This window comes from Aureispira sp. CCB-QB1 (assembly GCF_000724545.1).
In the GTDB taxonomy this organism is placed as follows: domain Bacteria; phylum Bacteroidota; class Bacteroidia; order Chitinophagales; family Saprospiraceae; genus Aureispira.
In genome coordinates this window covers 221,185-246,210 of the sequence record NZ_JHBV01000014.1, presented here as the reverse complement: position 1 = coordinate 246,210, position 25,026 = coordinate 221,185, and the positions used below count along the sequence as shown (strand labels likewise).

Here is a 25,026-nt window from a genome sequence, read left to right as displayed (position 1 = left end):
TCATGACTGATTTAGCAACATTTAAAATAAAACTTAAAGACCTAGTTTCTTCTCAATTGGATAAAGTTTCTAGGCGTTTTGGCATAGCTTCTAAAGCGGCTGATGATTTTGAAGGCAAAGCAAACAAAGGAATAGGACGTACCAACAAAAAGCTCTCTGCCTTAAATAACCTTGGGAGACTAGCAGGAGCTAGAAATGGGATGGCTGCCTTCAGCTCTTCCTCTAGGTTTGCTGCTGCGGGATTGAATCCTATTATTGCGGGAATCGGTTTGGCTACAGTTGGAGCTGTTAAGCTTGGAATTGCTTTGGTGGATAGTGGCACAAAATTACAAAACAACCTACAAATAACCAACCAACTCCTTGGTGGCTCTGCTAAAGAAACTAAAAACCTAACTGCTCAAGCTACAGCATTGAGTAAAGTCTATGGAGATGATTATACAAGCACCGTGCAAGCAGCATCCAAATTAGCTACTAAATTTGGTATTGACAATGCCAGTGCTTTTGATTTGCTCAAAAAAGGATATGCTTCAGGAGCAAACATTGGAGGCGACATGCTAAAAACATTAGAAGATTCGGCAGATGCCTTTAAAGGTCTTGGAGCTACAGCTGACCAACAAATGGCGATCCTTCAACAAAGTGTCTCTAAAGGTATTAAAGATGCTCCCAAACTCCTGGAGTCTTTTAATAAAAATTTGCCTAACCTCGGTGGAGATGTTGGGCGATTGTTGGATCAGAACTTTGGAGAAGGTTTTGCCAATAGCCTTAAAAAAAATATCAAGAATGGAGAAGCTACGGCTATTCATGCTTTGAAAGCTATTAGTACTGCTGTAGGGCAAATTAAACTAGGGAAAGGTGCTGCTAAAGGTTTAGCAGCTCAAATATTTGGAGAGGATTCAGGAAACGCTGTAGAACTGCTTAATAATTTCTCTTCATTTGAAACGAATCTAGATAAGTTGGTAAGCAAGAACGATTCATTTAATAAGTCTAAAAATCAACAATTAGAATTAGAAAAGCAATTAGCATCGGCACAGCTAAAATCGTCTAAAGCCTTTGCTAAGGTTGGCGATAAAGTTAAAATCTTTGGAATCAAAATGAAAATTGCATTTTTTAATGGACTCAATTTTATAGGTTCTGTGTTTTCTAAAGTTTGGACTTTGGGGAGTGCCTTTACTGGTTTGGTAAGCCGCTTGTGGTCTATTAATGGTGTATCTGTGGCATTAAAAGCTTCATGGTATGCCTTAAGTACAGGATTATCCAATACATGGAAAGTGCTTAAATTCACTATTGGAGGAACATTTGATTTTATTACTAATGGTATAAATGCAATTAATAATTTATTTGATAGAGTGATGGGATCATCTTTTGTTCAGCGGATTAAAAGCGGATTTAATGGAATTAAAACAGCAGTTGGTGGTGTACTTAATTATTTAACCACACCTTTACGACGCATAGGAGATGCCTTAGGTGGTATTGTTGAAACACTAAAAGGAATTAAAAACTTTGACTTTTCTCAGATTAAAGCAGGATTGGCTGATATACGGTCTGGCTTAAATGGAACAACTGATAAGCAAAGAAAGAATGAAGGCTTAAATAGTAAAAAGATTGGTCAAGAGATTGCCAACTCTCAAGAGAAAACATTAACTAAGTTAAATAAAGAAAGTAATGTTTTCAATATAAAAGAGAACAAACCTCAACTATCTAATAATGCAAAAGAGCAATTAAATACAGGCATTAATTCAATCACAACAGGAGGCTCTCAAGTCAGAAATTTGTCTGTCAATATTCAAAGCATGATTGATAAACTAGAAATTCATTCAACTGTTGCTGAAGCTTCAGAAGAGATTCAGGATACGCTCAAGGAAATGTTTGTTAAAGTTCTTCAAGGAGGAGAAACTACTTTAAATCGAGGGTAATGGCTAAGAATAAAATAAAGGAAATTCAGCGCAAATACAACCACCTCAAGCGTCGGCTACCTAGAACAATTGGTCAAGTAGCTGTCAATTTTTCTAAAGATAACTTTAGACGACAAGGCTTCTTGGATGGTGGGCGTGTCAACAAATGGAAGAAACGAAAGTTCAGCGGTGGCAATGAAGGCAAAGCTTTGTTAACCCAAAGTGGTAAACTGAAAAAGTCCATTGCTATTATTCGTGCTTCTCCTTCAGAAATAGTTATTGGGACTAAAGGGATTCCTTATGGTCGCATCCACAATGAAGGGGGACAAATTAATCAAAAAGTTACCAACAAACAACGAGCCTTCTTTTGGGCGAAATATAAAGCTTCAGGGAACGAACTATACAAACGAATGGCAATGTCCACCAAATTAGAAATACGCATTCCTAGGCGTAAATTCATAGGCAATAGCACCGATTTGCAGCAACAAATGGCTAGGAAAATTAAATTAGAACTCTTAAAAATATTCAAATAATGTGGCGTCAAACAACCTTTGAAGAAATACAACAATTAATCCTCGACCAAATGCCTGAGATCAGAGCAATAGACTTATTCAACAATCAACTGGACGACTATCGAGGAGAAGATAACAATGCAGCTGCGCTCCCAAAACCTTTGGTCTTAATTGAGTTTGTTGGAGGCGACTGGCAGCACGATCAAAATATCCGTATATCGGAAGAATACTTCTTTCGCTTGCATCTTGTTTTATCCGATTACCAAAAGACCCATTCAGGAAGCACTACCCAGAGCCAAGCCTTGGCAAATTTGGATAAGGTCTCTATTTTGGCTAATGTGCTAGATTTAAAAACGCTTACTTATGCCCATAATTTTGAGTTTGTAAGAGAAGAGATCGATGCGTCTAGGACTAATTTAATTAATCATACCTTGGACTTTGTTGCTAGGGTGGTTGATTGCTCTTTGGAGGAAGCTAGAGCCTTGGATCAAGTGCAGATTACTACTGCTAACTCTAATGTTTATAGAAATAATGATACTCAGATTCAAGATTTATCTGACAACAACCAAAAGCCTGATACTGGAGGGACGTTTAAAATACCTTCTTAAATTGAAAAAGGTTAAGCAAAATGCTTAACCTTTTTTTATTAAATGTAAATTCCAACATAATTATATTTTTTTATTGCCATGACGCTTACCTCTTAGTTTGTTGTAAGCTAATTTTAATTCAATGTGCTTTCGTAGGTCAAAGCCATGATAAGCAGTAATATGGTCAATAGTTTCAAAGATAAACCCTACATCCAGTGCTTTTACTTCTTTGTTGTAGAGGCTTGTAATGCGTTCATCTAATTGTAAGAAATAGTTTTCAGGACAAAAGCTAATTTCTAAGCGTTTAATTTGTATGATTGTAATTTTCTTGTAAGCTACAAAATCCAACAACCTAATCACCATATCTGCAAATTCATCCGCCATTCCATCCTTTACTCTTAACTCAAAAAGGCTCTTAAATTGTTCTGCCTCTATTATGCTTAATCTAAGTAAATAGTCCAATTCAGCAGGACTTAATGGATTGACTCCTTTGTTTTTTCGGTAAGCCTCAAAACATTCAAACATTTCAGACTTGATTAGCAATAAAAGTGTATTGTCACTTCTCTCGTTGTCGTACCATCCAGCTTCTTGTTGAGCTTTGTGTATTTCCTTAGCTAACTCATCTAAGCTTTCTAATGATCTTTCTATAAATATTTCCTTAGCTAATTTATCTAAGTTTTTTAATGATGTTTCCATAAATTACTATTTAAAATCGTTAAAATTAAGTTATTTAGCTTCAAGAGATTCTTTCACCCATTGAGCCGTTTTAAGAGCAGCCTGTACTCGTTTCTTTCTATTCTCAGGATTTATAATAGATTGAGCATCTGTCTTTGATGTATGAAAGCCCCATTCCTCTAGGATAGCTCCAAACCACATAAATTCTTGTAAGTCGGTCTCTCGTAAAATTTGAAAGTTAACTTCAAAGTCCACATCTCCATCTTTAGTCTGGGTGCGATAGTTCCAATTGTCTGCTCCAATGGTTTGCTTTACATGTTCAAAGTGTTTTGTCGCAATCTGATCTGAAAAGTTATCACCTCGTGTATTGAAGACCATGAAGCCACGAGTAGCATCTAATTTGGCGGCTGAATTGCTACTTGAGATTGCATTGGAATGGAAGGAATGTAGATAGCCACAATAACCTCTACGAAGCCAACTGCGGATAATCTCTGCTCTATCAGATAAGGATGTATCTTTGTAAGGATGATAGGTTCTAACACACATGATCCCTGCATCTGTACAAGCTTCAATAAAAGCTTCAGTAATTAGCCTATTCTCAAAACCTTCGTAGTAATGCCCACGCTCATGCATTTCTTCTTCTTGATGATAAGCTCTTTTACCAGGAGTAACATATTTCCCTTTATTATCAATTCCACCATGCCCAGCATCGACAAAAACCACAAATCTTTGTTTCCCAAAATGGAGTAAACTTGAATTATCTATAAATAGTTCAATGTAGACATGTCTCAACCGCTTCAAAGTATTATGCCCTGCAATGCCATCTATTACTAAGTTATTTAATCTTTGAAACTTTCTAATTGCTCCTTCAGTAGACGGGCCTAATATCCCATCTACTGATAAACTTATTCTAAGCACCTTTCTAAGCTTGTATTGAAGGTTTTTTACCTCGACTTTGTTCATAATATGATTCATTTAAGCCTTGTTAATAATATAACCTGTCACAGGATCATAGCCTTTTGCATCCCGAAAACTTACTCTAGCATGATAGCCCACTCTATCTGTAATCTTCGCATACATGTTGTCCAGTAAGTACAAACACATCATAGCACCCTCCAAATAGTAAGCAGCCGTATAGCGTTGTAGCTTCAAAACATTTCTAGTGTGCTTCCATATAATCGCTGCTTTGTTGGTATCTGTATTCAAGAATACTTGTTCAAAGAACTCGTCTCTTGGATAGCTACGTCCACCAAATTGAACAGGATTTGTATAGCACTCGATCACGCCCTCTAGATGTAAATTGCAGAAAGGATTAAAAAAGTCTTGGTCATCAATCAACAAGCGATAAGTGGCACAAGTATCTTCTCCAAGTCGGTGCTCCTTGGCATTCTCGTTTTCTAGGAATAGTGTTGTGCCTTTCTTGAGGAAGATATTTTGATTCGTCTCCAGTTGAGCTGAAGTGTTATAGTATACATTCATAATGATTTGATTTAAGGAACTTTAATGTCATCATAAGATTAACTTGCTTGAAAATTTCTTCCTATTTTAAGCGATTTCAATAACCGTGTTAAATGAAAGTGTTTGTTGTGAGGTATCGGTGTGGCTTCTTGAGAAAGTCATTAAATCAGGAGTGCTTCCTGAAGCTGCTGAAAAGTGGACGGTGCATGGATTAAGTAAATTATAGCTGTCTGCGGCGATAATACTGGGGTAAGTAGTCGTCCTTAAACTTATTCCTGTTGGGAATTTCACGGCTATTGTAGAAGTGGCTGATACGGTTGAAGTAATCAAATTCATTTGAATATAGCATTGCTTGCCTATTATTTTGTATCTCATTCTAGAGCCATTTCCTACTCCTGTCATTCCCGAATGGACTAAAGAAGTTAGTTGTGTTTCGGTTAATTCTGTCCAAGAACGCTCTACTAATTCTCTATGTGCCGTATTAGCAGCTTCTCTATTGATCAAGTCCTCTATGCGCTCAAAACGAACGTAGAAGGGAAGAGTAAAGTCTTGGTTCAGGGTTCCTGACAATACTGGGTGCGAGTTATCGGTATAGATGACATCTACAAAACGCTCTATGTGCGGTTGAAAACTAGCTCCTGATTGGTAGTTAACGGCTGTATAGTTTCTTATTGTTTTGTAAATAAATAAGATAATATGCCCTGCTGTAATTGTTTGCGCTGCCATTGGATTCACTTTCCAAAACGCACCATTATGATACAACCAACCACCACTGTAACTGATGTCCGTTGCTGTCGTTGTTTCTTTGCCTCCTGCTAGCATTATACCACCACTGCCATGAGTACCAAAAGATTCTGCGTAGGCTGTTGCTAGTTGTTGGATGGCTGTTTTTAATTGAAAAATATCATTATTAGAAAAACGGTGTCCTCCCAAATTTATGGACTCATCAAATTCTATGTCTCTCATTGTTCTGTTGATTCTTGTGTTAATGGATTATTTAATTCTAGGTCTGCTGTTGGAGCAATGGCTTCTAAGTGCTTGCGAATCCTACCATCTATCCAAAGCCTGTCCAAGTCCTGATGTTCGTATGGCTCTATCTCTCCTAATTCTTTTACAATCACTCGCTCGATCGTCCGAGGATTTTTTACATTAAAAAAGTCGCAAAGTATCTCCAAACAAAACTCATGACTCAGCTTTGCTTTGCTTAACCTTCGATAAAAAGCTTGGATTCGTTGGTATCGCTGCTGAGTAGATTCACGCATGGCTGTTTGTTTTTTACTGGATTGTTTGTTAAATAGTCTTCTATTTGGGCATTGAACTCGGATAAAATTGCCATCGTGTAGGAATTGGGAGCTTCTATAAAATCATAATTGGTCAATAGTATTTTTATGGCAATCACTTCCTGCTCCTTGAGGGATATCTTATATTGTTCGGGGTCGTTCAGTAATTTGATTAATACCTTTTGTTTGTAAATCTCCTCAACAAGGCTAAGGATTAACCGTGCCTGAAGTATTTCGGAATCCGCTGCTATTTGACGTAAATGCTCCAAGGAGAAATTGAGCAAGTGAGCAAAGGTCTTAAAGGCATCTTCGCTTGAAAATTCATGTATTAGGGCTTTCATAAAATCCTCCTTTATTTAGTTGTTCTTTGTAATACTTATTAAAGAGCGTGACCAATGTTTTTAATTCATCGTAAGTATGCTCCTGTAAGCCTTTCTTTTGGGGAGACAAGCGTTTTGCCAAGGCATTAAGGCGTTCTGTATCTACCTTTGTTTTTTTCTTGGTGATCTGCGTCATATTCATCTGATAGGCTAAGGAGTAGATATAGCGGATCATCTTGCTGCGTTTGTCCTCCTTATTGTTTTGATCACCATTCAAATAAGCAATCAAATCTAGAGCTTCTCTTTTTGTCATGCCTCTTGTGCTTGTTGTTCGTTCGTTCGTATAACTGGAGACAAGCTCCTCCTTTTGGTCTTCAAGCCCTTGGGCTCTAAGTCCTGCATAAATAGCAGCGATATATTTATTTTCTAACATCATTTTTAATTTGAGAGAAAGAGGAGCTGCGCTATGGCGAACGCAACCCCTACACAAACACATTTATTGCTTTAGTTACTTGATTTCAAGCGTATGCTTTTCAACCACTTCAATCCCCAACCCTTCAAGCAGCTCCTTTGTCTCTTCATCTCCTTGCTCCTGCAACTGATACAGTAGTGCTGTTTTAGGTTTGATAGAAAGCAAATTCGTCTTACCTCCATCAAGTAAAGATTTCGTCAGATCGCTTGTTGCTTCAGTTACTTTGACTCCTATAGTAGAAACATGAATCCCATAACTAGAGACTTTCTTTCCAATAACAACATTCCCAACGCTGATGCTCTCTGTTGCTTGCAGCTCCAATTGCTGCATCAATTGCTCCTTCAATTCCTTTTCCTCTTTGGCAACATCCGATTTGTATTCTTTTAGTTTAGCTAGGCGATTAATAGTTTTTTCAAGTTGTTTTTGACTTAACTTTTTCATCTTTTTGATGTGTTTAAATTGTTTGTAATAAATGGTTAAATTTTTTCCTGGAGAGCGATAAAATGATAATAGCTCTGTTCGATAGGAGATTTCTTTTTGATATATTCCAAGTCATGCCATTCTCTGTAGTATGGCTGAATGTAATCTGCTTTTAAATGTCTGTATTCGTCCAATTTTTGGCGCAAGAAAGCCACGTCACGAGAGAACCACTTACTTGTCCACCAATTCCAAAAGGAACGCTTAGATTCTAATTTTTTAAAATATTCGCCTTCGGTGTCGCCCTCCATAAATTCCAAGAACTCTAGCCCTGACTCATAGATTAAGTTGCTGTGATCAAACGGTGTCAAGCCTGTCCAATATTGAATCAATCTATCTACCTCTTGCTTGGTTTGCTTTCGGTGCTTCTTGAGGTTATCTAGTTGCTTGCTCATTAGTTTCCAATTGCTTTTTTCATTTTATCAATAGAGTTGTGCAAGCTTCCAAAGCAAGTGGACTTTTTGAGGATGGTCTTTACTTGCTGCTCATTCCAAATGCCATGATTTTTGCAAATTGCTATGGCTTCTTTTTGAACTTTGGGAGTATTAAAACTCGGTAGGTTTGTCCAAGCATAAATACGTCTGTTTAATTCTCTAAAACCACGCTTATTCCGTTGCACCATCTTACCGATGTAATCACTCAAAAACTCTGTTCCTGCTATGATAATTCCTGCTTTATTTTCGGTTGCTTCGCATAGGTCGCCTATAAATTGAAGTGCAGCATCCTTTCTTAATTTGGACACACTATCCAAAATCAAAAGGCTTTCAGAGCTGTTGTTCATCTTTTCAATAATGGCGTCCTCAATATCAATCGTGCGCCCACTCTTTGCTTGTACGCCCATAGATTCAGCGATATTAATTGCCATGTCCTTAACTCCAAAAGAGCTACGACAGACCAAGTAGTGGGTGTTGAAGTTCGTGCTGTCGTAATCCTTCAGAGCGGTTGTCTTTCCTGCTCCTGTGTAGCCACTGATCGCTACAACACGTTTATTAATCTGAGCATCTTGACAAGCTGCTGTAATGATTCGCATATTGCTCGTTGGATACAAGCTAGAACCAAGGCTAACGGCTGCCACTTTATTAGCTAGTACATTCCATGTTCGCTCTCCAACTTTTGCCCAGTTATCAGGATTCAAGATGTTGCTCATGTGGCTTTTACTAATCCCTTTTTTAGTGGCCCAAGCATTTTGGCTTAAACTTTTTGCTTGCATTTCTTCTTTTATTGCTCTTACAATTTGGTCTTTTTGTTCATTTAACATATCATGTGTCTGTTTTTGCATCCTCTAGCGTCGTCCAAAACACAGAGAGGATGCGTTGTTTTTAGTGCTCCTAGCTTTACAGCTGGGAGTACTTTTGAATAAATTGTTGTTTAGGGTAGCTTTTTAACAAGCCTTGAGTGGGGTGGTATAATGCGTTTAAGTTGCTTTTAGATTGCCAATTCAGCCAGTAAATACAATCATCTCCAAAGTCCAAGAATACAGGCATTTTACACGCCTTAAAAACACTTTTTGAATGCCTAGACTGAAACTTGACCCATTTAAAACTATCTGATTTCGGTAGTTGGCGATCTCTGCCTTCTGTTGTTCGGTATCGGGTCGGATTAAACATCAACTCTATGTCCCATTTATCCGCTCTGAAAATCCAAACCATTTGCTCAAAAAATACCTCTCGCTCTCTTAGTTGCTGCTCATTTAAGTTTCGAGCTTGAAATTTTAACACCGTCCCCTTATTCGTTCGGACATCTGCCACGTGCTTGGCATGATCTCCTTGTATCGATATTTCAACTAGTGGCTCAGGAAATTCTAGTTTCCATCGTAAATTCCAAGTAGCATTGGGCAATGCCCATGCATCGTACTTGCCTTCTATCAATCGCCAGTAGTCCAGTCCTTCTCCAGTGATCCCTTGAGTAGGTAGTCCGCTATAAGGATCAGTAGCTAATTGTTTGTGGATACTTGGGCGGATGCGTTGCCCGTCTGTGTCGATAGCGTACAACATAGGCTCTAGTAATTTAAAACTAGGTCTGCAATAGAATGAATAGCCAAATACTCTTCATAATATGGGCTTGACGTATTGTGTGTTGATTCAGAATAAGCTTTATTAAATATTTCTCTTAAACAATCCTCAGATTCTTCCTCGTTCATACATCCTTTATCTGCTAGTATTCCTACTTCCAAAAACGCTCCTTTGTCATACACTCTTAATAAGTTAGCTACTAGCTTATTAATATAAAAAAGAGCCTTTTTTACAGCTTTTATTCTTCTTGTTTCATCTGCTTGAGCACCACCCTCTAGTATTTCAATTGCCCTCAGAAGTTCTTGGTGGAACTTTTTATTGTACCGTGTTATTGGATAAGCGTTACTTGCTCTAGTCTCTCTCACAGGAATATCTGCTAAAGCACCATTTATCATTTTGAGAGTTTCTTGATTCTTTACTTCTTGTTTTAAAGCATTGACTATGCTTTGTACTTCTGTTTTTGCCATGATTTTATATTATTGTTCTGATACTAAAAATTGATTAGGTACAATTTCACGAAACCCTTCTCTGTCCCCTTTTAAAATTCTCACTAAAGAAGTTCGATGATTTTGCTCTATTAATTCTACAGGAGCCCACTCTTCAGCCTCGATCTTCTTTTCTACGGCTTTTAATTCTTCTCTACTTTCAGCGTTGAAGTATTCCTTCGAGTGTTTTACTTTTGCCCAGTAGGCTATTTCTTGATTTTGATTCATTTTTAACTATTATAAGGGTTGTTAAATGCCTCTTCCCAATCATTGGTACAAGACTCGTCCATCACTTGCTGACGCTTGACATTTTCTTCAGCTCGGTTATAAGCTTCTTTGTATACAAATTCAGGCGTTAGGTTTATTTCATATTCTGCTGCAATAGCATCTGCTTCGTCTGCCCATTGTTCTAGTAATTGTGTGCCTTCACTTTGAGCGTTGATATATTCTTTTACTTGCTTGCCTGAGTCCGTTTTATAGTCTCCAATTGCTTGCGGTAAACGCTCTAGTTTTGGTATCAAAAGAGGCTGTCCCTCTTCGTCTAAAACAGGCTTATTATTTTGATACAAATAGATATAATCCATTGTATCAGGATCGTAGGCAACTTGAAACTTTTGGTTGATCAAAACATTCAAATGCAAATGTTGGTCATAGGTCTGAAAGTTGTATTTTTGCTTATTGATTGTTACTTCAATACCATGCGTCTGATACTTGTAAGGCTTCTCTGTTACTACAAAAAATAAATTGCTAAATGTCATCCAATCAATTGCCTGTCCTTTAGATTTTTTAGCAGCATACAAGTAGTTTGGTTTCTCTCTCTTTTCGGTTGCTAACTCATTCCAAGTCGCCACCATCAACTGTATTTTTTTTATCAACTCCTCTCTAGTTGGGAGTTTCTTCATTGCTTTATTTAAAGCTTGTGGATTCACTCTACTAGCCAACTTCTTAGCAGTAATATTTTGCCCTCCCCAATTATCATTATAGCGTAACATCTTTTGCTGAAAATGTCCAAACAATGCCTCCAGGGTTTTTGGTCTAGCTCGATAGGCTTTGTTTGCTGTGTTGTACTTGGCTAATTCCTTTAAAACACTATTCACATATTTATTGGCAGAAGATTGATCGTACATAATTTGAAGCGGCAGCTCCATTGTATTTCTAACAGCATCTCGCAAGCCTTCAATGACTGCTATATGGTTTTCTCTATCTGATAAATAATAGCCTATGATTTTCCAAGAATGAGCATCCATAATGGCAAACATATTCAAGCGGTTCCATTTCGTTTCTGTCCATTCATAATCTTGCTTAACATCGTTGTATTTGCGCTTTCTTGACTTGTAATATAAATCAATGGGCGTTCCATCCATCATCCATAGTAAATTAGGGGCAGTAGCTTTGTCTCGTAGTGTTGAAATTTCAAGCTCATTGTAGGCTGCTTTTTTGCCATTTCTAGCCAAATACCAGCGACTTACTACATTGGGATCAAGTAAATAATTTCTAGCAGTACGCTCACTAATTTCCTTCCATCCCATTTCTCTAGCCTTTCGGTTGTACAGGCTCTTTACCGTTGTAATTGGAGGCTTACTGCTCCTAGACATTAAGCCTATCAAGTACTTCAATTGAACCTCGTTTATTTTTCGAGGATTTTGATTGTGTAGGCGACCATCCATAATACTTGTTAAAGCAGCCTCTTCACTCTCTTTTAAAGCCTTTTTATACTTACCTCGTGTGCGTTCGATAATCGCTCTACTACTCATACTGATAGGTGTATTCTTGTCTTTTAGATAAGCAGCTAACTGTTCTAAAAAGTGCTTTTTTCCTTTAAATCCCCATTCTTTACACATGCTTGGTTTTAGGCTAATTACTAATTCTAACCACTTACAAACCTTTGCGTATGCGTAAGCTTTCTGCTTAGGATAATACTTCTGAAAAAAGTTGTATTGTCTGCCATCAACCCCCATCTGCTCCTCTAGCTCTTCTAGTATTCTGAATTGATTCTCTATTGCTTGCCCCTTTAGCCAGTCTGTAGGATTGCCGTACTTTTCTATCACTAGCTGCTTGTACTTGTCCTTCATTGGCTCAAAAGCTATTAAGCGTCTACGTTTGTCGCTTGGGTCTTTGATTGATTGCCAGTGAGAAGCTTTTCTTGAATAACCTTGCTTTATGGTTGTATAGTTTATTCCAACTTCAACAAGAATGTCTATGCTAATGTAGATTAGTTCAGATATAGTTCTAAATATTATCATTCTGTTATTTGATAGGATATAATTAGATGTCAGCTGCTGCTAATCTTCTTTCAACTTCTTCTTTTCTTTTGTTAGAAAAAGCAATTATATAAGGTTCAACTGTACTTGAAACAGTTTCTCCCTTTATCCATCTTTCAACTGTTTGGCGACTAACATTTGCTAATGTTGCAATTTCAGTTTTGTCACCCCAACGTAAATACATAGCTATTTTTTTTCTTTTTTCAATTTCCATAGTTACATTGTGATTGTTATTAATTGTTTCTGTTACAAATATACAGAATATTCTGAATAAAAGCAAGATGAATACAGGGAAAAATACAGAAATTTCTGAAAGAATACAGCAAGTTATTGATTATCATGGCGTTAATAAGAATTCTTTTGCTAAAGATTTAGGTTATGCTAGAAGCCAGTCTATATATGACATTACCCCCAATAATAAAAGTGGTGGCAAAAAACCTACTAAACCAAGTTTTGATTTTTTTAATAAATTCTTCAGTACAGAATATTCTGTAAACATAAATCCAGTTTGGCTATTTACAGGAGAAGGTGAAATGCTATTAAAATCTGAGGATGGAAGAAAAGCATCAGCTGCTTTAATATCGAACCATTTTTACTATAAAAGCCAAAAGCCAATTCCCTTACTAAATATTGAAGTCATAGGAGGTTTTGGGAATAGCTCCTTTAGTATTCAAGAAGAGGATGTAGAAGCTTATTATATTATTCCTGAATTCAAGGATAAAAATATTGATTTCATGATGCGTGTTCGAGGAACTTCAATGTCACCATGTTATAATAGTGGAGATATAGTTGCTTGTACTATTATTCGGTCAAACAGTTTTATTCAATGGAATAAGATCCATGTTGTTGCAACCAGAGAACAAGGAATAATAATGAAAAGAATTAATCAAGCGCAAAATACACATAATTTGAAAATGGATTCAGATAATTTAGAATACAGTTCTTTTGAAATTCCTAAAAATGAAATTACTGGATTAGCAGTTGTAGCAGGTGGAGTCAAAATAGAATAAACTTGTGTACCCCTTTTTTGTATTCCTTTTTGTATCCCTAATACCCCAAATAAACCGAGTAGCAGTGTTCAAGTCATTTGAACAGTATGAAAAATAGAGATAGACAAAGCAAAAGTATTTTAAATACTTTATGACAATGTTATGACAAAAGGAAGAGCATTTTTGATGCTTTTTTTTTGGACTTACATCTATAAATAAAAATTATAAACAATTAAATAACCTTTAAAACTATTGTAACAATGGCTCTAATAAATTGTAAAGAATGTAATGCAGAAGTAAGCGACAAAGCAAAAACATGCCCCAAGTGTGGGACAACACTAAGAGTGCCTAAAAGAGGAGTTGTCGGCAAAATTATCAAGTATAGCTTCATTGCTTTTAATCTCCTAATGTTGTGGTGGATGATTGCAGGTGTGGGAGGAGCGGCAGAAACAATTGATGCAAGCGCATCGGAAGCAGAGCAAGCGGGGGCTGCCATTGGTACAGGATTAGGAGCTATGATGATAATGGTAATTTGGGTGTTTGGTGATATTGTGCTTGGCTTATTGGTGCTTTTTACACGCCCTAAATAATAAATAAACATGAACGAAAAAGAAAAGAGAAAGAAGGATGTCCGAGATATGACAGATATAATTGTGTTTCTAATTGAAAGATACAAAGATTCTGTTAATCAGTGGAATAGAAGCGCAGCTTTGTGTTTGGCATTAGAAAAACACTATGTAAAGCAAATGTCTGAATTAACTGATAAGAGCATCGAGGATTTAAGATTGGAAATACATAACCTAACTGAAGAAGTCGAAAATGATCTAAACAAACATAGTCAAGAAGAGTTCAGTAAGCTTTTAGAAACAAACGACTTGCTAAAGAAGTTATTAAAAAATAATTAATTCATAATCAAAAACTTATAAAAATGAGTGATAATAAAAACGAAGAAGAAAGCGAAGGAATGAAACAAGCGCAATTAGCTTTTCATAAGAATATTATATCTAGGATTAATGCAATGGAGAACCACTATATAAAAAATATAGCTCCTTTGATAAATCAAACAGAAGATGAGATAACAAAAGAGCTAGGTGAGCTTAGAGAGGAATCAATCCAAAAATTTAAAGATTATAAAGGCATTAAGGATTCGTAGCTCCTTTTATTATTTGACAAATTACTTCAGATACATCCAGTCCATATTGAGAAGGATCAAATTCTACTACTTTTTTGGATTTATCTTCTTTCTTACTAGGACAAATATTAATATTAACAGTGATGTTATAAACAGGCTTTCCCATAATCTTGATATTTTTTTTGTAAAAAAAGGACTAGACCTTTTGTCCAGTCCCTTGTTGGTAACATTCAACGTAACCTATACTTAGCATTACTAAGATAAGCCGTTTCTAGCGTCCAAACAAGAGCAAAGCATCAACCATCTGTCAACTGCTTGGACAATTATTGTACACAAATTATTCAATAATTGTCCAAGTCCGTTTAAGTTGTCAACCGCTTGTCAACAAAAATCAACCTTTTGTTTTTCCGTACTTTTTGCATAAAAAAACGGCACAATCCCGATGTTTATTAGGTTTGTGCCGTTTTTAGTGCTATTTATAAAAGTATACATTTGGTTATACCCCCCTTAAGTAGATCAACCAGCATTACTCAAATAATAAAAGCAACTCCTACTGTCGTTTGGGGTTTATTGACGCAGGCAGATAATTTTCCGAAATGGAATTCTACTATTATCTCTATAGAAGGTACTATAAAAGAAGGAAATCTTATCAAACTAAAGAGTACACTTGCCCCTAATCGAACGTTTAAATTGAAAGTAAAAGAAATGCTTACAGAGCAGAAATTAGTTTGGGGAGATGCAATGGGGAAACGAACCTATACCTTAACACCACAAGGTAACGATACATTATTCAGTATGCATGAAAAAATAGGTGGTCCCCTATTCCCTTTATTTGCTAGTCAAATTCCCTCCTTTGATGCTTCGTTTGAGCAATTTACCAAAGATTTGAAAGCAGAAGCAGAACTTATCGCCAACGCTTAAGCATTGTTACGATGCTTTGTTTTTGATTTTGTGTTTTTTATTACTGTTATTGTCTTGATAAGTGCCCTATCCTCGTATGGCTTCTACGGGAACCATCTTAGAGGCTCGATAAGCTGGAATAATTCCTGCTATAACTCCAGAAGCTGAGGCAATTAACAAACCTCTTATGGCATTTGCTGGAGACAAAAAGATATCATATTCTGCAATACTAGTGGCTGCCTCTGCTCCTAAGATAACAAAAACAAGCCCTACTACCCCACCTATCAAACAAAGGATAATAGACTCGACTAAAAACTCCATTAAGATAACATAGTTTTTAGCACCCAGCGCTTTCTTAATTCCAATCAAACGAGTTCGTTCTGTTACCGAAACAAACATAATATTCGCCACACTAAACCCACCAACTATAATGGCAAAAAAGCCTATAATATATCCTGCAATTCGGATAATACCAAATACGTTTTCAAATATTTGAGAAACAATAGATAACGTATTGAGTGAAAAATTATCTTCTTCAACAGGTTTTAACAGGCGCTTGGCTCTCAATACACCAGTTAGTTCTGCTTGTAAAGTTTCTAAACGCACCCCTTCTTTAGCTTTGACAGAAATTGACGTTCGTCCTCGATTAAATCCTGCTTTTTTTAAGTTGACATATTTTCTTGCCGTATTATAAGGAATTAAGCCAGCACCATCAAAATCAAGTGGATTAATCAGATCTTTGCCTTCTTTTTCCAAAACACCAATAACTTGCAATCGCTGCCCTTTCACCTTGATATATTTGCCTATAGGGTCTTCAGTAGGTCTAAAAAGTGTTTCGGCAACGTCGTGTCCTATAATAATGTGATTGGTTCCTTTGTAAAATTCGAGGGGAGTAAAATAACGTCCTTTGCTAAACTTAAGCCCAAACATATCTTTGTAGTGATCCGTTACTCCTATAAAAAAGACATTAGAAGCATTACTTGTTTTAGATTCTGCGGTGCCATTACCAATAAAAACCGTGAACGTAGCAATATCTGCCGTTTGAACCTGCTCTGCAATTACTTCGTAGTCTCGATAGTCTGTTTCGGGGCGGCGTTGGTACTTCCAAAAGTTTCCTTCGTGTGGGGGTTCGCCCCAAGGCATTTTACTAATATAAATAACATCGTCTCCCAATTGCTTAAAACTATCTTGGATATTGGCTTCTAAGGAATCTACCGCAGACAGCACCATTATTACACAAAAAATACCTATCGTAATACCAGACAAAGACAACAAGGTACGCAACTTATTTCCTGCCAATTGTTGAAATGCCTGACGAATACTTTCAAAGAAAATTCTTGGTAATAATAATAGTGTGTTCATGTTTTATTAAATCAATAGCGGTAATAAGTAATCCATAAATTACAATACTTCAAATTCTGTTCGCCGATTCCCAGCACGCCCAGAGGCAGAATCATTACTATATTTAGGCTTGGTCTCGCCAAAACCTTTGGCTTTCAAACGCTTGGCATCAATTCCTTTCTCAACTAAATAATTCATCACAGCTTGAGCACGAGCTTCCGATAGTTTTAAATTATCCTCTGGTTTTCCAATATTATCGGTATGACCATTAAGTTGAATTTTTAATGTTTTATTGGTCTCTAATAATGCTTTCAGTTTATTCAATTCCACTTTCGATTCAGATTTTAACTCAGCAGAAGCAGTTGCAAAGAAAACATTTTCCAACACAATAGGTTCACGATCTATTTTTTTAGTAGAATCGGCTGTTCCATACACAACTGGCTGTAATTTTGCCTCCAATCGATAAGCCAAATCTAACGATTTTTCTTCCGTTAAATTATAATTAGCCGAAAAGAACAAATACCCTTCTTTTTGAGCATTCAAAGCATATTGACCAACAGGCAAACAAGCTATAAAAGTTCCACGTTTAGACGTTTGAAGCTGTAGCACTACTTTTTCTGTTTCCAGATTAATAATCTCAATTTCCGCTGCTACAGGCAAATTAGTTGTTGCACTCAAAGTGATGCCATTAATATACGTTACCGCAGCTGGTCGAGACGACTCTGGCAGCTCAAAACTATACAAATCCATCGATCCGTATCCCCCCAAGCGATCAGACGCCAAATAAGCCACCTTTCCCTTTCGACTCACTGCCAAGGCTTCTTCCTGTTTTTCGGTATTAATAGGGTAACCTAAATTCATCGGTGTTCCCCACTTACCATTGTCTTGCATTCTAGTGACAAACAAATCAAAACCGCCCATTCCAGGATGTCCAGTAGAGCTAAAGTATAATGTTTTTCCATCAGGATGCAAAGAAGGAGAAGACTCATCATAAGGTGTGTTCAACTCGCTTACATTCTCAGGGATACCCCAAGTTCCATCTGATTGTAATTTAGAAACAAAAATATCTTTGTCTCCCTGTCCCCTCGCCCCACCACGAACAAAATAAATAGCATCGCTGTTAGGAGCGATAGAAGGCTGTGACTCCCAATTTTTAGAATTAATAGGAGCCCCAATATTTTTAGGTTTCGTCCACTTACCATTTATCTTCTTGGAATAGTATAAATCACAACTTCCGTAATCCTCTCTTCGGTTGCAAACCGTAAAAACCAATAGTTTTCCATCTGCTGATATACACTGAGCGGCTTCATTTTCAGGTGTATTAATACTTGTAATAGGTTGCCGTTCTTCCCAACCATTTTCCGTACATTGACTTCGGTATAAATCTTCTTGTCCTCGTTGTCCTTGCCCCTCTTGAACTGTAAACACCAACTCGTCTTCTAAAGTAATCGAAGGAAAGTATTCCCGATCATCAGAGTTGATTCGAGTCCCTAAGTTTTTAGGGTCAAACGGAACGGGGTTCGCGAGTGCTTTGGGTCTAAACTCAGCATCCCCCAAACGCTTGTTGGCTATTTTGACTAAATTAGGGTGGATTTTATCAAAGCTCAAAAACTTTTTTAAATACGTCACCACATCCTCATACGCCTCCTCTTTCATTGCAATTCGACTCAAATCCATATAAGATTTTGGGTAATAATCTGGCGCCAACTCTAGGGCTTTTTTGAAGTAGTCTGTTGCGGTATTTAAATCTTGTTCTGCTTCGGCAATATACCCCAACTGAATGTATGAATTGACAAAAGTTGGATCCTTTTTTAATAACTTACCCAACTCTTTTTTGGCGGTTTTATAATCTTTTCTAAGAATATAACCATATGCCTTTTTGTACGCTTCTTTTGTTTTTTTAGAGGCATTAACAGCTGTTGTATAATCAGATTGCCCAATTAATACCACTCCACTACTAGCCGTGAAAACCAAGAGAAATAAAATATATTTTAGATGCATTCCATTCATAATTTAAATACAAGATAGATATAACTTTGATGAGTTCTCATAAATAGCCTGAGTTAAAAACTTTTTATCGACAAAACGAATAGAGTTCTCTGCAAAGTGCTTAGGGATTCTTCATTTTCTTTTTAATAATCAAATTATACCCCAAAAGTTATCAAGCAATAGGTTCTTAACATAAATTTATACCAAAATGGACTTATACATTAAGATACAAAAAAAAGCTACTTCCAAAAAGAAGCAGCTCATTGAGTATTTTTACAGAAGTGCGGATTCTATAAAAATGGGTCCAATGTTTAGAAGCCTTTAGTTATTTCATTCGTTGTTTAAATTTAGTACTTCGTAAATTTTTTAGCTTTTTTGTAAAAAACTAAAAAAGCATCTTTACATCAATTTGATTATCAACCTTTTAAAAAATCAAGCAACCAAAACATACTCTATTGATAATCAAACTGATGCGATTTTCCCACGAAGTAATGTTAAATTAGTAATTAATTATGTTGCTACTTCAGGAGCGCTGATTAGCTTCCAATACAATTACTCATCTTCAAAAATATTTTCTTTCTTGCTGTTCATATCCTTGTAATCTTGTAGTGCTTTTTCTGTCAGAAAGACATCTGTCATAGTACATTCATCTACATTCAAACCAGCCATTTGAGTACGAATCATAATGGTACGATCAAAGGTTGCTCCTTCTACATCTGCTTCGGTCAAATCTGCATCTGTTAAATCCGCTTTTCGAAAGTTGGTTCCAATCAAACTTGTTTCTTTGAATGACGCACCTTTTAATTTTGCTTTGATAAACTTGGCTCCTGTCAAATCTGTTTCTGAAAAGTTAGCCCCCTCACTATTGGTCAAACTCAAATCGGCAACTACCAAATTATGTTCTCCAATATCTGCGCCTCTAAAATCAGCATTCCTAAGGCTAGCAGCAGGAACAGGATCATGGCCACCAATCAACCTATCCTCATTATCATATTTTTTGGTTCGAATAGCTGGTTTGTCTCCAAAACGAGCCCCTCTCAAATCTGCTTCTCGAAAATCGGCATTGTCCAAATTCATACCTCTAAAATCTACTCCAGGCAGACTAGCCTCTTTCAAATTGATTTTAGGCAACTCACCATGTTTTTCTTTATAAACCTTCTGATAAGCAGCAAAAACCTTGTGACCTTTTTTGATAATTTCTACCTGTCGATCATTATATGGGGTTTCGGGATCATCCCCTTGTGCTAGTAATGTTGAGGTTGTGAATATACTGAAAAATAGAAGTGTAAAAAGTGTAACTGTTCTCATATTATATTTTTTTAGTGTCTGTAGAACTAACAATTACCTCTCTCATTGCAAAGAGCATGCAAATTATTAACATATTCTTAAATTTCTAAAAAAAAAGCTGAAGCAACAAGTATTCTGCAACATAAAACAAAACTAGTCTTAAAAAGCATGTAGACAGCTTTAATGCTAATTATTACTTTTGATACGCATCAAATCGGCGTTGTTCTCGTGCTAATAAGGCGGTGTATTTGTACGGTGTTTCTAAAGTGATTGTTTGTTTTTTCTCCGTAATAGGGTGTTGAAACGTCAATTCAATTGCAGTCAAAAACAGCCCCTTATGCTTTAAGATCAAGCCTTCTTTGCCATAAAGCGCATCTCCTAAAATTGGAAAACCAAGCTTAGAAAGATGAATACGCAGTTGATGTGTTCGACCTGTTTTGGGGTACAGGTTCATTAAAGATAATTGACCACTCTTTAACGAATCTACGGTTTTTAAACACTCATACATACTTAAAGATGCTTTGCCTTCTATTGGCAAATTAATACTTCCCTCTCTAGGAGGCGCTCCAATAACTATTGCTTGGTAACGTTTCTGAATGCTTTTAGCTTCAAATTGCGCTCCTAGATTTATCCTAGCCTGTTTTGTTTTAGCAACCAACAAAAGACCAGAAGTGGGGGCATCCAAACGATGAGCTGCTCTGGGTTGTTTTAATCGGTCTGGTGCTGTAGATGGTTCTAAGTTATACAATAATGCTTGTTCAATCGTTCTAAACTGGTTGCCACTAACAGGAAGCCCTGCGGGTTTAAAAATGACTGCCAAGTAAGCATCTTCGTATAAAACTTCTAGAGGCATTTTTAAAACCTTACGAGGAGCGTGGTCTATATCCATCAGCTGAATTTCTTGATGACTCTTGACCCAATCTCCAGTATGACCTTTTTTCCCATTGACATAAACAGCTCCCTTTTTAATGGCTGTTTTAACACTCTTGCGAGAGGGCAACTCTGCAAAAACACCACATAAGTAATCACTCAATCGTTGCGGCACTTCGATTTCAGGAACAACATGTGTTGCCAAAACTATCTGCATAAATTATTCTATTACAATACAAAAGCCATTCCTATGAAGAAATGGCTTTTGAATATCTTTGTTATAACGATTTACAAAACTCTTAGGCAGGGTATTTGCCTGCTTTTTCAGAACAAAGATAGTAAAAAATAGCTCTATACTTTTTACTATTAGATTTTCCCATTTTTTCAATCGCATAATCAACAATACCATCCAAATCATCACTTTCAGAAAGACCTAATTTTTTAACTAAGTAGTTATTTTTTACACGATCCAACTCTGATTGATCTGAGCCAGAAACGGTTTCTCCGTCTTTGTTATAAATAGAAGGACCACATGCTTTAGTACAAGCGATTAATTTGTCCTCATCATATTTAATTCCTAATTTTTCCATGTTAGCTTTGTAACCAGCTACTTTTTCATCGAACTTGCTCATGTTTAGCTTTGTTTAATGTTTTAATTGAATAATGTTATTGAGTTTAATAGTTAAAAACAACTACCAACCATTCTTGTTAGACAAAAAACATCATTTCTCTTAATTGTGGATGGCTTTTTTTTGCCAAAAAGTGTCTTTTCTTGCCAAGTTGCTTAAAATCCACTAAGAATTTTATGTTTTGTATTACCAATGTAAAAAAATCGAACAAAAAATTAAAACAATTCCACCAACTTCTCACATTTTAAATTTTCGTAGAATGGTCTTACAAACAAACAGATTTTGTTTAAAATAAGCCTTGGAACTCACAAAACTATAGTCTGTTTCGATTCGGTTTAATCTTTCCTCGCAAGCTTGGCAATCTTCTAGTACTGTAGCCAATGCTAAATTAAACATCAAAAAGCGCATATTTTCAAAAGCTCGATAAGGCACTGCTTCTATATTATTGGTCGTAAAACTAGTATCATTTAAATAACTGTCGTACTCTTTGACAATATGGTTCGACCAATATTTATAAATGGTCAATTGTGGTACAAAGTCTTTGTCTCGTATGATCGTTCCTTTTTCAGGATCCATGGTATATTTAAAAATCGCTGACTTTCCATAAACGCTTCCTATAGGAATAATATAATGTTCTAGGATAGTATAATCATTGGGGCTATTTTGTGTTATAAGGACATCTCCTAAATTTTGATTGAAGTCGTATAAATCATTCCCTTCTTGCTTGATTAAAATGTTATCCAAGCGAATTGCTCCTTTTTTGTCCAACAACTCTTTAAAATCTTCATAAGTCCTAGGTGTTTCAAAATTCCAATCCTTATAATCTATCTGGAATTCTAAAGTACTTTTTACAGCCTCTGTCTTTTTTTCTGTATTGATTGAGTTGGTGGAATCCCCACAAGCACCGAACAAGAGTGCGGTTAATATTATGTATAGTGTATTTTTCATACAAACAAGGTAAGAAAACACAAGCCAAATTGCAAATCAATAATTATAATAATAACTTTGAGGCTGTTGTGGGAAATTATCCAATGTTATAACCTACAAAACTACTTTGTAGACACATCATATCAAATTGATTATCAAAAAACAGCAAAAGCATGTTAAAGAAATACGATAAAACAGCTTTATTAATTTTAGATGGTTGGGGACATGGTCCTAACCCTAAAGTCAGTGCCATTGCTCAGGCAAAAACCCCTTTTATCGACAGTTTGTACCAAGACTACCCCAATTCTGAGCTGGTCACTTATGGCGAGCAAGTTGGCTTGCCCGAAGGGCAAATGGGAAATTCAGAAGTAGGACATCTTAATATTGGAGCAGGTAGAATCGTTTATCAAGAATTAGTCCGCATCAACAAAGCAGCAAAAGATCATTCTTTGCACGAAAACAACACATTGGTTGAAGCCTTGAAGTATGCGAAAGAAAATAATAAAGCTGTTCATTTAATGGGCTTGCTGTCTGATGGAGGAGTACATTCTCACATCAATCACCTAAAAGCTTTGTGCGATGCCACGCAAGAACATCAGTTATCCAACGTCTATATCCATGCATTTATGGATGGTAGAGATACCGCTCCTAATGGTGGCATTGGCTATATAAAAGAATTACAACAACATCTTCAAGATATGCCTGTTCAAATAGCCTCTATTATTGGGCGTTACTATGCAATGGATCGAGATAAACGTTGGGAACGCATTCAATTGGCGTATGATTTATTGTTGCACAACAAAGGAGCGTATTTTAGCGATCCTATCAAAGCATTAGAAGCTTCTTATGCTGCTGGTAAAAGCGATGAATTTATTCAGCCGATTACTTGCCATGATGCAACCATACAAGAAGGAGATGTTGTCATTTGCTTTAACTTTAGAACAGATCGTTGTCGCCAAATTACAATGGCACTAACACAACAAGATTTCCCTGATTTTAGTATGAAAACACTCCCGCTTCATTATGTAACAATGACGCGTTATGACGATACATTCCAAGGTGTAAAAGTACTCTTTGAAAAAGAAAACTTAACCAACACACTAGGAGAAGTACTAGCAAAGGCAAACAAAACACAAGTTAGAATTGCTGAAACTGAAAAATATCCACACGTTACTTTCTTCTTTTCAGGGGGACGAGAAGCACCTTTTGAGCAAGAAAAACGCTTGATTGTTGCCTCACCTAAAGTAGCCACTTATGATTTGCAACCCGAAATGAGTGCTCATGGCATTACAGATAGCATTTTGGCAGAGGTTGAAAGCAATCAACCTAATTTTATTTGTTTGAATTACGCCAATGCGGATATGGTCGGTCACACAGGCGTTTTTGAAGCGGCTGTCAAAGCTGCTGAAACAGTTGACACTTGCGTCAAACGTTTGGTAAAAAATCTACTGCAACATGATTATGCTATTATTATCATTGCCGATCATGGTAACTCTGATTATATGATTAACGACGATGGCTCGCCTCATACGGCTCATACAACCAATCCTGTGCCTTGTTTTTTTGTTGCCAATGAGATTAACAACATTCAACTTCAAGATGGCAAATTAGCTGATATTGCTCCTACTATCTTGCAATTAATGGCACTCCAAGCTTCAGAGGAGATGAATGGCACTCCGTTGTTAAAAATAATATAATACTCCATTGGTTGTAACAATGATTGGCAATTTCAATAATCACCAATCATTGTTACAATAATACCTACTTGCTAGCAATAAATTAAGCTTTCAGTTCCATGTTTTATTATTTTAACTGAACAAAACAATCAATATAAACGGTTACATCCAAACCAATGGACCCCGCTCCCATTTTTTCTCCCAAACCATATTCTTTTCTTTGGATGGTAAATGTTCCTGTTAGATGCTGTCGGTTTTCTTTTTCTTCTACGGTAAATGGAATGGTTATCTTCGTGCTAATGTCCCGAATTGTCAAGGTCGCTTCTGCTTCGTATCCTTCTTCTGTTTTAGAGATTTTATCAGAACTAATTTTAACTGTTGGATAAGTAGCAACTCCAAAAAAATCATCTTTTTGTAAATGTTTATCTCGTCCTTTACTTTCGGTATTGACAGTAGCAGGATCTGCCGTTGCTTCAAAACTAGAGGCTTCTAAATTATTGGCATCAAAATTAACGGTTCCTTTCAAATTCAACATGGTTCCTTTTACTATCTTTCCCATATTGCTCACCTCAAACTCTATTTTTGAAGCTTTGGTATCAATGATTTGGGCAATATTAGATTGAGCAAAAAGCAAGGCTATAACTAATAATACTAATTGTTTCATAATCTTTAGTTGTATAAAATGATTGATATATATAATAGTCGATTTAAATTAACAGATGCCTGTTTATAAAGATACAATTCAAAATCCCTATTTTTGGCACTTAGTTCATTAAGATGCATTTTAACAACTTCTACCCGTTTATTGTTTTCAATAATTCTCTATTTTTATAGGGCGACTGTATTTCAGTCGTT

The 25,026-nt window shown here is 36.4% G+C and carries 32 protein-coding genes; 9 read left to right on the top strand and 23 right to left on the bottom strand.

Features of this window, described 5'->3' with window-relative positions:
• The first annotated feature begins 2 nt into the window (after positions 1 to 2).
• From CG11_RS06045 to CG11_RS06035, 3 genes are read left to right on the top strand one after another with little or no spacing between them, the layout of a single operon-like run.
• Positions 3 to 1,913 (top strand): phage tail tape measure protein, encoded by a 1,911-nt coding sequence (locus tag CG11_RS06045; RefSeq protein WP_052594133.1) that lies wholly within the window; start codon positions 3 to 5, stop codon positions 1,911 to 1,913.
• Positions 1,913 to 2,425, top strand: coding sequence for a phage virion morphogenesis protein (locus CG11_RS06040; RefSeq protein WP_052594131.1), 513 nt, complete (start codon positions 1,913 to 1,915; stop codon positions 2,423 to 2,425). Before CG11_RS06045 ends, CG11_RS06040 begins: the two co-directional genes overlap by 1 nt.
• The gene (locus CG11_RS06035) at positions 2,425 to 3,012 is read left to right on the top strand and encodes a hypothetical protein (RefSeq protein ID WP_052594129.1); all 588 of its coding nucleotides are present in this window, start codon (positions 2,425 to 2,427) and stop codon (positions 3,010 to 3,012) included. The genes CG11_RS06040 and CG11_RS06035 overlap by 1 nt, the downstream gene beginning before the upstream one ends.
• A 60-nt stretch (positions 3,013 to 3,072) precedes the next feature.
• Here the strand turns inward: CG11_RS06035 and CG11_RS06030 are convergent, their stop codons facing one another.
• The 15 genes from CG11_RS06030 to CG11_RS05965 all read right to left on the bottom strand — a co-directional run bounded on the left by CG11_RS06030 (position 3,073) and on the right by CG11_RS05965 (position 12,645).
• Complete coding sequence (locus CG11_RS06030) at positions 3,073 to 3,687, bottom strand: hypothetical protein (RefSeq protein WP_052594128.1); 615 nt, start codon at positions 3,685 to 3,687, stop codon at positions 3,073 to 3,075.
• A gap of 30 nt (positions 3,688 to 3,717) precedes the next feature.
• Positions 3,718 to 4,629 (bottom strand): peptidoglycan-binding protein, encoded by a 912-nt coding sequence (locus CG11_RS30365; protein WP_197043787.1) that lies wholly within the window; start codon positions 4,627 to 4,629, stop codon positions 3,718 to 3,720.
• Positions 4,630 to 4,641: 12 nt separating this feature from the next.
• Positions 4,642 to 5,145, bottom strand: a complete 504-nt coding sequence (locus CG11_RS06020; RefSeq protein WP_052594124.1) for a hypothetical protein — start codon at positions 5,143 to 5,145, stop codon at positions 4,642 to 4,644.
• Between the two features lie 66 nt (positions 5,146 to 5,211).
• Entirely contained in the window at positions 5,212 to 6,090 is an 879-nt protein-coding gene (locus CG11_RS06015; protein WP_052594122.1) for a hypothetical protein, read from the bottom strand.
• On the bottom strand, positions 6,087 to 6,386 hold the full coding sequence (locus CG11_RS30125) for a hypothetical protein (RefSeq protein WP_156039673.1): 300 nt from the start codon (positions 6,384 to 6,386) through the stop codon (positions 6,087 to 6,089). The genes CG11_RS06015 and CG11_RS30125 overlap by 4 nt, the downstream gene beginning before the upstream one ends.
• Positions 6,329 to 6,745, bottom strand: coding sequence for a hypothetical protein (locus CG11_RS06010; protein ID WP_052594120.1), 417 nt, complete (start codon positions 6,743 to 6,745; stop codon positions 6,329 to 6,331). Before CG11_RS06010 ends, CG11_RS30125 begins: the two co-directional genes overlap by 58 nt.
• Entirely contained in the window at positions 6,726 to 7,160 is a 435-nt protein-coding gene (locus CG11_RS06005; RefSeq protein ID WP_156039672.1) for a hypothetical protein, read from the bottom strand. Before CG11_RS06005 ends, CG11_RS06010 begins: the two co-directional genes overlap by 20 nt.
• Before the next feature lie 72 nt (positions 7,161 to 7,232).
• Entirely contained in the window at positions 7,233 to 7,637 is a 405-nt protein-coding gene (locus CG11_RS06000; RefSeq protein WP_052594117.1) for a hypothetical protein, read from the bottom strand.
• Positions 7,638 to 7,672: 35 nt separating this feature from the next.
• A complete protein-coding gene (locus tag CG11_RS05995; RefSeq protein ID WP_052594115.1) occupies positions 7,673 to 8,068 on the bottom strand; it encodes a hypothetical protein in 396 nt (131 codons plus the stop codon).
• On the bottom strand, positions 8,068 to 8,931 hold the full coding sequence (locus CG11_RS05990) for an ATP-binding protein (protein WP_197043786.1): 864 nt from the start codon (positions 8,929 to 8,931) through the stop codon (positions 8,068 to 8,070). Before CG11_RS05990 ends, CG11_RS05995 begins: the two co-directional genes overlap by 1 nt.
• 76 nt (positions 8,932 to 9,007) lie before the next feature.
• A complete protein-coding gene (locus CG11_RS05985; protein ID WP_052594111.1) occupies positions 9,008 to 9,667 on the bottom strand; it encodes a hypothetical protein in 660 nt (219 codons plus the stop codon).
• Positions 9,668 to 9,672: 5 nt separating this feature from the next.
• The gene (locus CG11_RS05980; protein ID WP_052594109.1) at positions 9,673 to 10,152 is read right to left on the bottom strand and encodes a hypothetical protein; all 480 of its coding nucleotides are present in this window, start codon (positions 10,150 to 10,152) and stop codon (positions 9,673 to 9,675) included.
• Between the two features lie 9 nt (positions 10,153 to 10,161).
• Positions 10,162 to 10,398 carry a hypothetical protein gene (locus CG11_RS05975; protein ID WP_052594107.1) on the bottom strand — a complete coding sequence of 79 codons (237 nt, stop codon included), beginning with the start codon at positions 10,396 to 10,398 and terminating at the stop codon, positions 10,162 to 10,164.
• 2 nt (positions 10,399 to 10,400) lie between these two features.
• Positions 10,401 to 12,413, bottom strand: a complete 2,013-nt coding sequence (locus CG11_RS05970; protein WP_052594106.1) for a DDE-type integrase/transposase/recombinase — start codon at positions 12,411 to 12,413, stop codon at positions 10,401 to 10,403.
• A gap of 22 nt (positions 12,414 to 12,435) precedes the next feature.
• A complete protein-coding gene (locus CG11_RS05965; protein ID WP_052594105.1) occupies positions 12,436 to 12,645 on the bottom strand; it encodes a hypothetical protein in 210 nt (69 codons plus the stop codon).
• A 67-nt stretch (positions 12,646 to 12,712) separates the two neighbouring features.
• Between CG11_RS05965 and CG11_RS05960 the strand changes: the two genes are divergently transcribed.
• The 4 genes from CG11_RS05960 (at position 12,713) to CG11_RS05945 (ending at position 14,573) form a co-directional block, all read left to right on the top strand.
• Complete coding sequence (locus CG11_RS05960; RefSeq protein ID WP_052594103.1) at positions 12,713 to 13,441, top strand: LexA family transcriptional regulator; 729 nt, start codon at positions 12,713 to 12,715, stop codon at positions 13,439 to 13,441.
• A gap of 239 nt (positions 13,442 to 13,680) precedes the next feature.
• A complete protein-coding gene (locus CG11_RS05955) occupies positions 13,681 to 14,010 on the top strand; it encodes a zinc ribbon domain-containing protein (RefSeq protein ID WP_052594101.1) in 330 nt (109 codons plus the stop codon).
• 9 nt (positions 14,011 to 14,019) lie between these two features.
• On the top strand, positions 14,020 to 14,325 hold the full coding sequence (locus tag CG11_RS05950) for a hypothetical protein (RefSeq protein ID WP_052594099.1): 306 nt from the start codon (positions 14,020 to 14,022) through the stop codon (positions 14,323 to 14,325).
• 23 nt (positions 14,326 to 14,348) lie between these two features.
• A complete protein-coding gene (locus tag CG11_RS05945; protein ID WP_052594097.1) occupies positions 14,349 to 14,573 on the top strand; it encodes a hypothetical protein in 225 nt (74 codons plus the stop codon).
• Here the strand turns inward: CG11_RS05945 and CG11_RS30120 are convergent.
• Positions 14,560 to 14,718, bottom strand: coding sequence for a hypothetical protein (locus tag CG11_RS30120; protein ID WP_156039671.1), 159 nt, complete (start codon positions 14,716 to 14,718; stop codon positions 14,560 to 14,562). The genes CG11_RS05945 and CG11_RS30120 overlap by 14 nt on opposite strands.
• Before the next feature lie 326 nt (positions 14,719 to 15,044).
• On the opposite strand from CG11_RS30120, the gene CG11_RS05940 reads away from it, so the two are divergent.
• Positions 15,045 to 15,473, top strand: a complete 429-nt coding sequence (locus CG11_RS05940; RefSeq protein WP_231512761.1) for an SRPBCC domain-containing protein — start codon at positions 15,045 to 15,047, stop codon at positions 15,471 to 15,473.
• 66 nt (positions 15,474 to 15,539) lie between these two features.
• Here the strand turns inward: CG11_RS05940 and CG11_RS05935 are convergent, their stop codons facing one another.
• From CG11_RS05935 to CG11_RS05910, 6 genes are all read right to left on the bottom strand, one after another.
• Positions 15,540 to 16,814, bottom strand: a complete 1,275-nt coding sequence (locus tag CG11_RS05935) for an ABC transporter permease (protein ID WP_052594093.1) — start codon at positions 16,812 to 16,814, stop codon at positions 15,540 to 15,542.
• A gap of 39 nt (positions 16,815 to 16,853) precedes the next feature.
• Positions 16,854 to 18,803: an OmpA family protein gene (locus CG11_RS05930; protein WP_052594091.1), complete on the bottom strand. Its 1,950-nt coding sequence runs from the start codon at positions 18,801 to 18,803 to the stop codon at positions 16,854 to 16,856.
• A gap of 531 nt (positions 18,804 to 19,334) precedes the next feature.
• Positions 19,335 to 20,090 (bottom strand): pentapeptide repeat-containing protein, encoded by a 756-nt coding sequence (locus tag CG11_RS05925; protein WP_052594089.1) that lies wholly within the window; start codon positions 20,088 to 20,090, stop codon positions 19,335 to 19,337.
• 172 nt (positions 20,091 to 20,262) lie between these two features.
• Positions 20,263 to 21,156: an RluA family pseudouridine synthase gene (locus tag CG11_RS05920; RefSeq protein ID WP_052594087.1), complete on the bottom strand. Its 894-nt coding sequence runs from the start codon at positions 21,154 to 21,156 to the stop codon at positions 20,263 to 20,265.
• Between the two features lie 82 nt (positions 21,157 to 21,238).
• Positions 21,239 to 21,571, bottom strand: coding sequence for a DUF2853 family protein (locus CG11_RS05915; protein WP_052594085.1), 333 nt, complete (start codon positions 21,569 to 21,571; stop codon positions 21,239 to 21,241).
• 234 nt (positions 21,572 to 21,805) lie between these two features.
• Positions 21,806 to 22,516, bottom strand: a complete 711-nt coding sequence (locus CG11_RS05910) for a hypothetical protein (protein ID WP_052594084.1) — start codon at positions 22,514 to 22,516, stop codon at positions 21,806 to 21,808.
• A gap of 152 nt (positions 22,517 to 22,668) precedes the next feature.
• On the opposite strand from CG11_RS05910, the gene gpmI reads away from it, so the two are divergent.
• Complete coding sequence (gene gpmI, locus CG11_RS05905) at positions 22,669 to 24,192, top strand: 2,3-bisphosphoglycerate-independent phosphoglycerate mutase (protein WP_052594082.1); 1,524 nt, start codon at positions 22,669 to 22,671, stop codon at positions 24,190 to 24,192.
• Between the two features lie 106 nt (positions 24,193 to 24,298).
• Here the strand turns inward: gpmI and CG11_RS05900 are convergent, their stop codons facing one another.
• Entirely contained in the window at positions 24,299 to 24,835 is a 537-nt protein-coding gene (locus CG11_RS05900; protein ID WP_052594079.1) for a YceI family protein, read from the bottom strand.
• Positions 24,836 to 25,026: the final 191 nt, after the last annotated feature.

What these genes read in the sequence shown, in the direction of transcription:
- CG11_RS06045 (WP_052594133.1), top strand. Translation starts at nt 3, where the DNA reads ATGACTGATTTAGCAACATTTAAAATAAAACTTAAAGACCTAGTTTCT.
- CG11_RS06040 (WP_052594131.1), top strand. Translation starts at nt 1,913, where the DNA reads ATGGCTAAGAATAAAATAAAGGAAATTCAGCGCAAATACAACCACCTC.
- CG11_RS06035 (WP_052594129.1), top strand. Translation starts at nt 2,425, where the DNA reads ATGTGGCGTCAAACAACCTTTGAAGAAATACAACAATTAATCCTCGAC.
- CG11_RS06030 (WP_052594128.1), bottom strand. Translation starts at nt 3,687, where the DNA reads ATGGAAACATCATTAAAAAACTTAGATAAATTAGCTAAGGAAATATTT.
- CG11_RS30365 (WP_197043787.1), bottom strand. Translation starts at nt 4,629, where the DNA reads ATGAACAAAGTCGAGGTAAAAAACCTTCAATACAAGCTTAGAAAGGTG.
- CG11_RS06020 (WP_052594124.1), bottom strand. Translation starts at nt 5,145, where the DNA reads ATGAATGTATACTATAACACTTCAGCTCAACTGGAGACGAATCAAAAT.
- CG11_RS06015 (WP_052594122.1), bottom strand. Translation starts at nt 6,090, where the DNA reads ATGAGAGACATAGAATTTGATGAGTCCATAAATTTGGGAGGACACCGT.
- CG11_RS30125 (WP_156039673.1), bottom strand. Translation starts at nt 6,386, where the DNA reads ATGCGTGAATCTACTCAGCAGCGATACCAACGAATCCAAGCTTTTTAT.
- CG11_RS06010 (WP_052594120.1), bottom strand. Translation starts at nt 6,745, where the DNA reads ATGAAAGCCCTAATACATGAATTTTCAAGCGAAGATGCCTTTAAGACC.
- CG11_RS06005 (WP_156039672.1), bottom strand. Translation starts at nt 7,160, where the DNA reads ATGATGTTAGAAAATAAATATATCGCTGCTATTTATGCAGGACTTAGA.
- CG11_RS06000 (WP_052594117.1), bottom strand. Translation starts at nt 7,637, where the DNA reads ATGAAAAAGTTAAGTCAAAAACAACTTGAAAAAACTATTAATCGCCTA.
- CG11_RS05995 (WP_052594115.1), bottom strand. Translation starts at nt 8,068, where the DNA reads ATGAGCAAGCAACTAGATAACCTCAAGAAGCACCGAAAGCAAACCAAG.
- CG11_RS05990 (WP_197043786.1), bottom strand. Translation starts at nt 8,931, where the DNA reads ATGTTAAATGAACAAAAAGACCAAATTGTAAGAGCAATAAAAGAAGAA.
- CG11_RS05985 (WP_052594111.1), bottom strand. Translation starts at nt 9,667, where the DNA reads ATGTTGTACGCTATCGACACAGACGGGCAACGCATCCGCCCAAGTATC.
- CG11_RS05980 (WP_052594109.1), bottom strand. Translation starts at nt 10,152, where the DNA reads ATGGCAAAAACAGAAGTACAAAGCATAGTCAATGCTTTAAAACAAGAA.
- CG11_RS05975 (WP_052594107.1), bottom strand. Translation starts at nt 10,398, where the DNA reads ATGAATCAAAATCAAGAAATAGCCTACTGGGCAAAAGTAAAACACTCG.
- CG11_RS05970 (WP_052594106.1), bottom strand. Translation starts at nt 12,413, where the DNA reads ATGATAATATTTAGAACTATATCTGAACTAATCTACATTAGCATAGAC.
- CG11_RS05965 (WP_052594105.1), bottom strand. Translation starts at nt 12,645, where the DNA reads ATGGAAATTGAAAAAAGAAAAAAAATAGCTATGTATTTACGTTGGGGT.
- CG11_RS05960 (WP_052594103.1), top strand. Translation starts at nt 12,713, where the DNA reads ATGAATACAGGGAAAAATACAGAAATTTCTGAAAGAATACAGCAAGTT.
- CG11_RS05955 (WP_052594101.1), top strand. Translation starts at nt 13,681, where the DNA reads ATGGCTCTAATAAATTGTAAAGAATGTAATGCAGAAGTAAGCGACAAA.
- CG11_RS05950 (WP_052594099.1), top strand. Translation starts at nt 14,020, where the DNA reads ATGAACGAAAAAGAAAAGAGAAAGAAGGATGTCCGAGATATGACAGAT.
- CG11_RS05945 (WP_052594097.1), top strand. Translation starts at nt 14,349, where the DNA reads ATGAGTGATAATAAAAACGAAGAAGAAAGCGAAGGAATGAAACAAGCG.
- CG11_RS30120 (WP_156039671.1), bottom strand. Translation starts at nt 14,718, where the DNA reads ATGGGAAAGCCTGTTTATAACATCACTGTTAATATTAATATTTGTCCT.
- CG11_RS05935 (WP_052594093.1), bottom strand. Translation starts at nt 16,814, where the DNA reads ATGAACACACTATTATTATTACCAAGAATTTTCTTTGAAAGTATTCGT.
- CG11_RS05930 (WP_052594091.1), bottom strand. Translation starts at nt 18,803, where the DNA reads ATGAATGGAATGCATCTAAAATATATTTTATTTCTCTTGGTTTTCACG.
- CG11_RS05925 (WP_052594089.1), bottom strand. Translation starts at nt 20,090, where the DNA reads ATGAGAACAGTTACACTTTTTACACTTCTATTTTTCAGTATATTCACA.
- CG11_RS05920 (WP_052594087.1), bottom strand. Translation starts at nt 21,156, where the DNA reads ATGCAGATAGTTTTGGCAACACATGTTGTTCCTGAAATCGAAGTGCCG.
- CG11_RS05915 (WP_052594085.1), bottom strand. Translation starts at nt 21,571, where the DNA reads ATGAGCAAGTTCGATGAAAAAGTAGCTGGTTACAAAGCTAACATGGAA.
- CG11_RS05910 (WP_052594084.1), bottom strand. Translation starts at nt 22,516, where the DNA reads ATGAAAAATACACTATACATAATATTAACCGCACTCTTGTTCGGTGCT.
- gpmI (WP_052594082.1), top strand. Translation starts at nt 22,669, where the DNA reads ATGTTAAAGAAATACGATAAAACAGCTTTATTAATTTTAGATGGTTGG.
- CG11_RS05900 (WP_052594079.1), bottom strand. Translation starts at nt 24,835, where the DNA reads ATGAAACAATTAGTATTATTAGTTATAGCCTTGCTTTTTGCTCAATCT.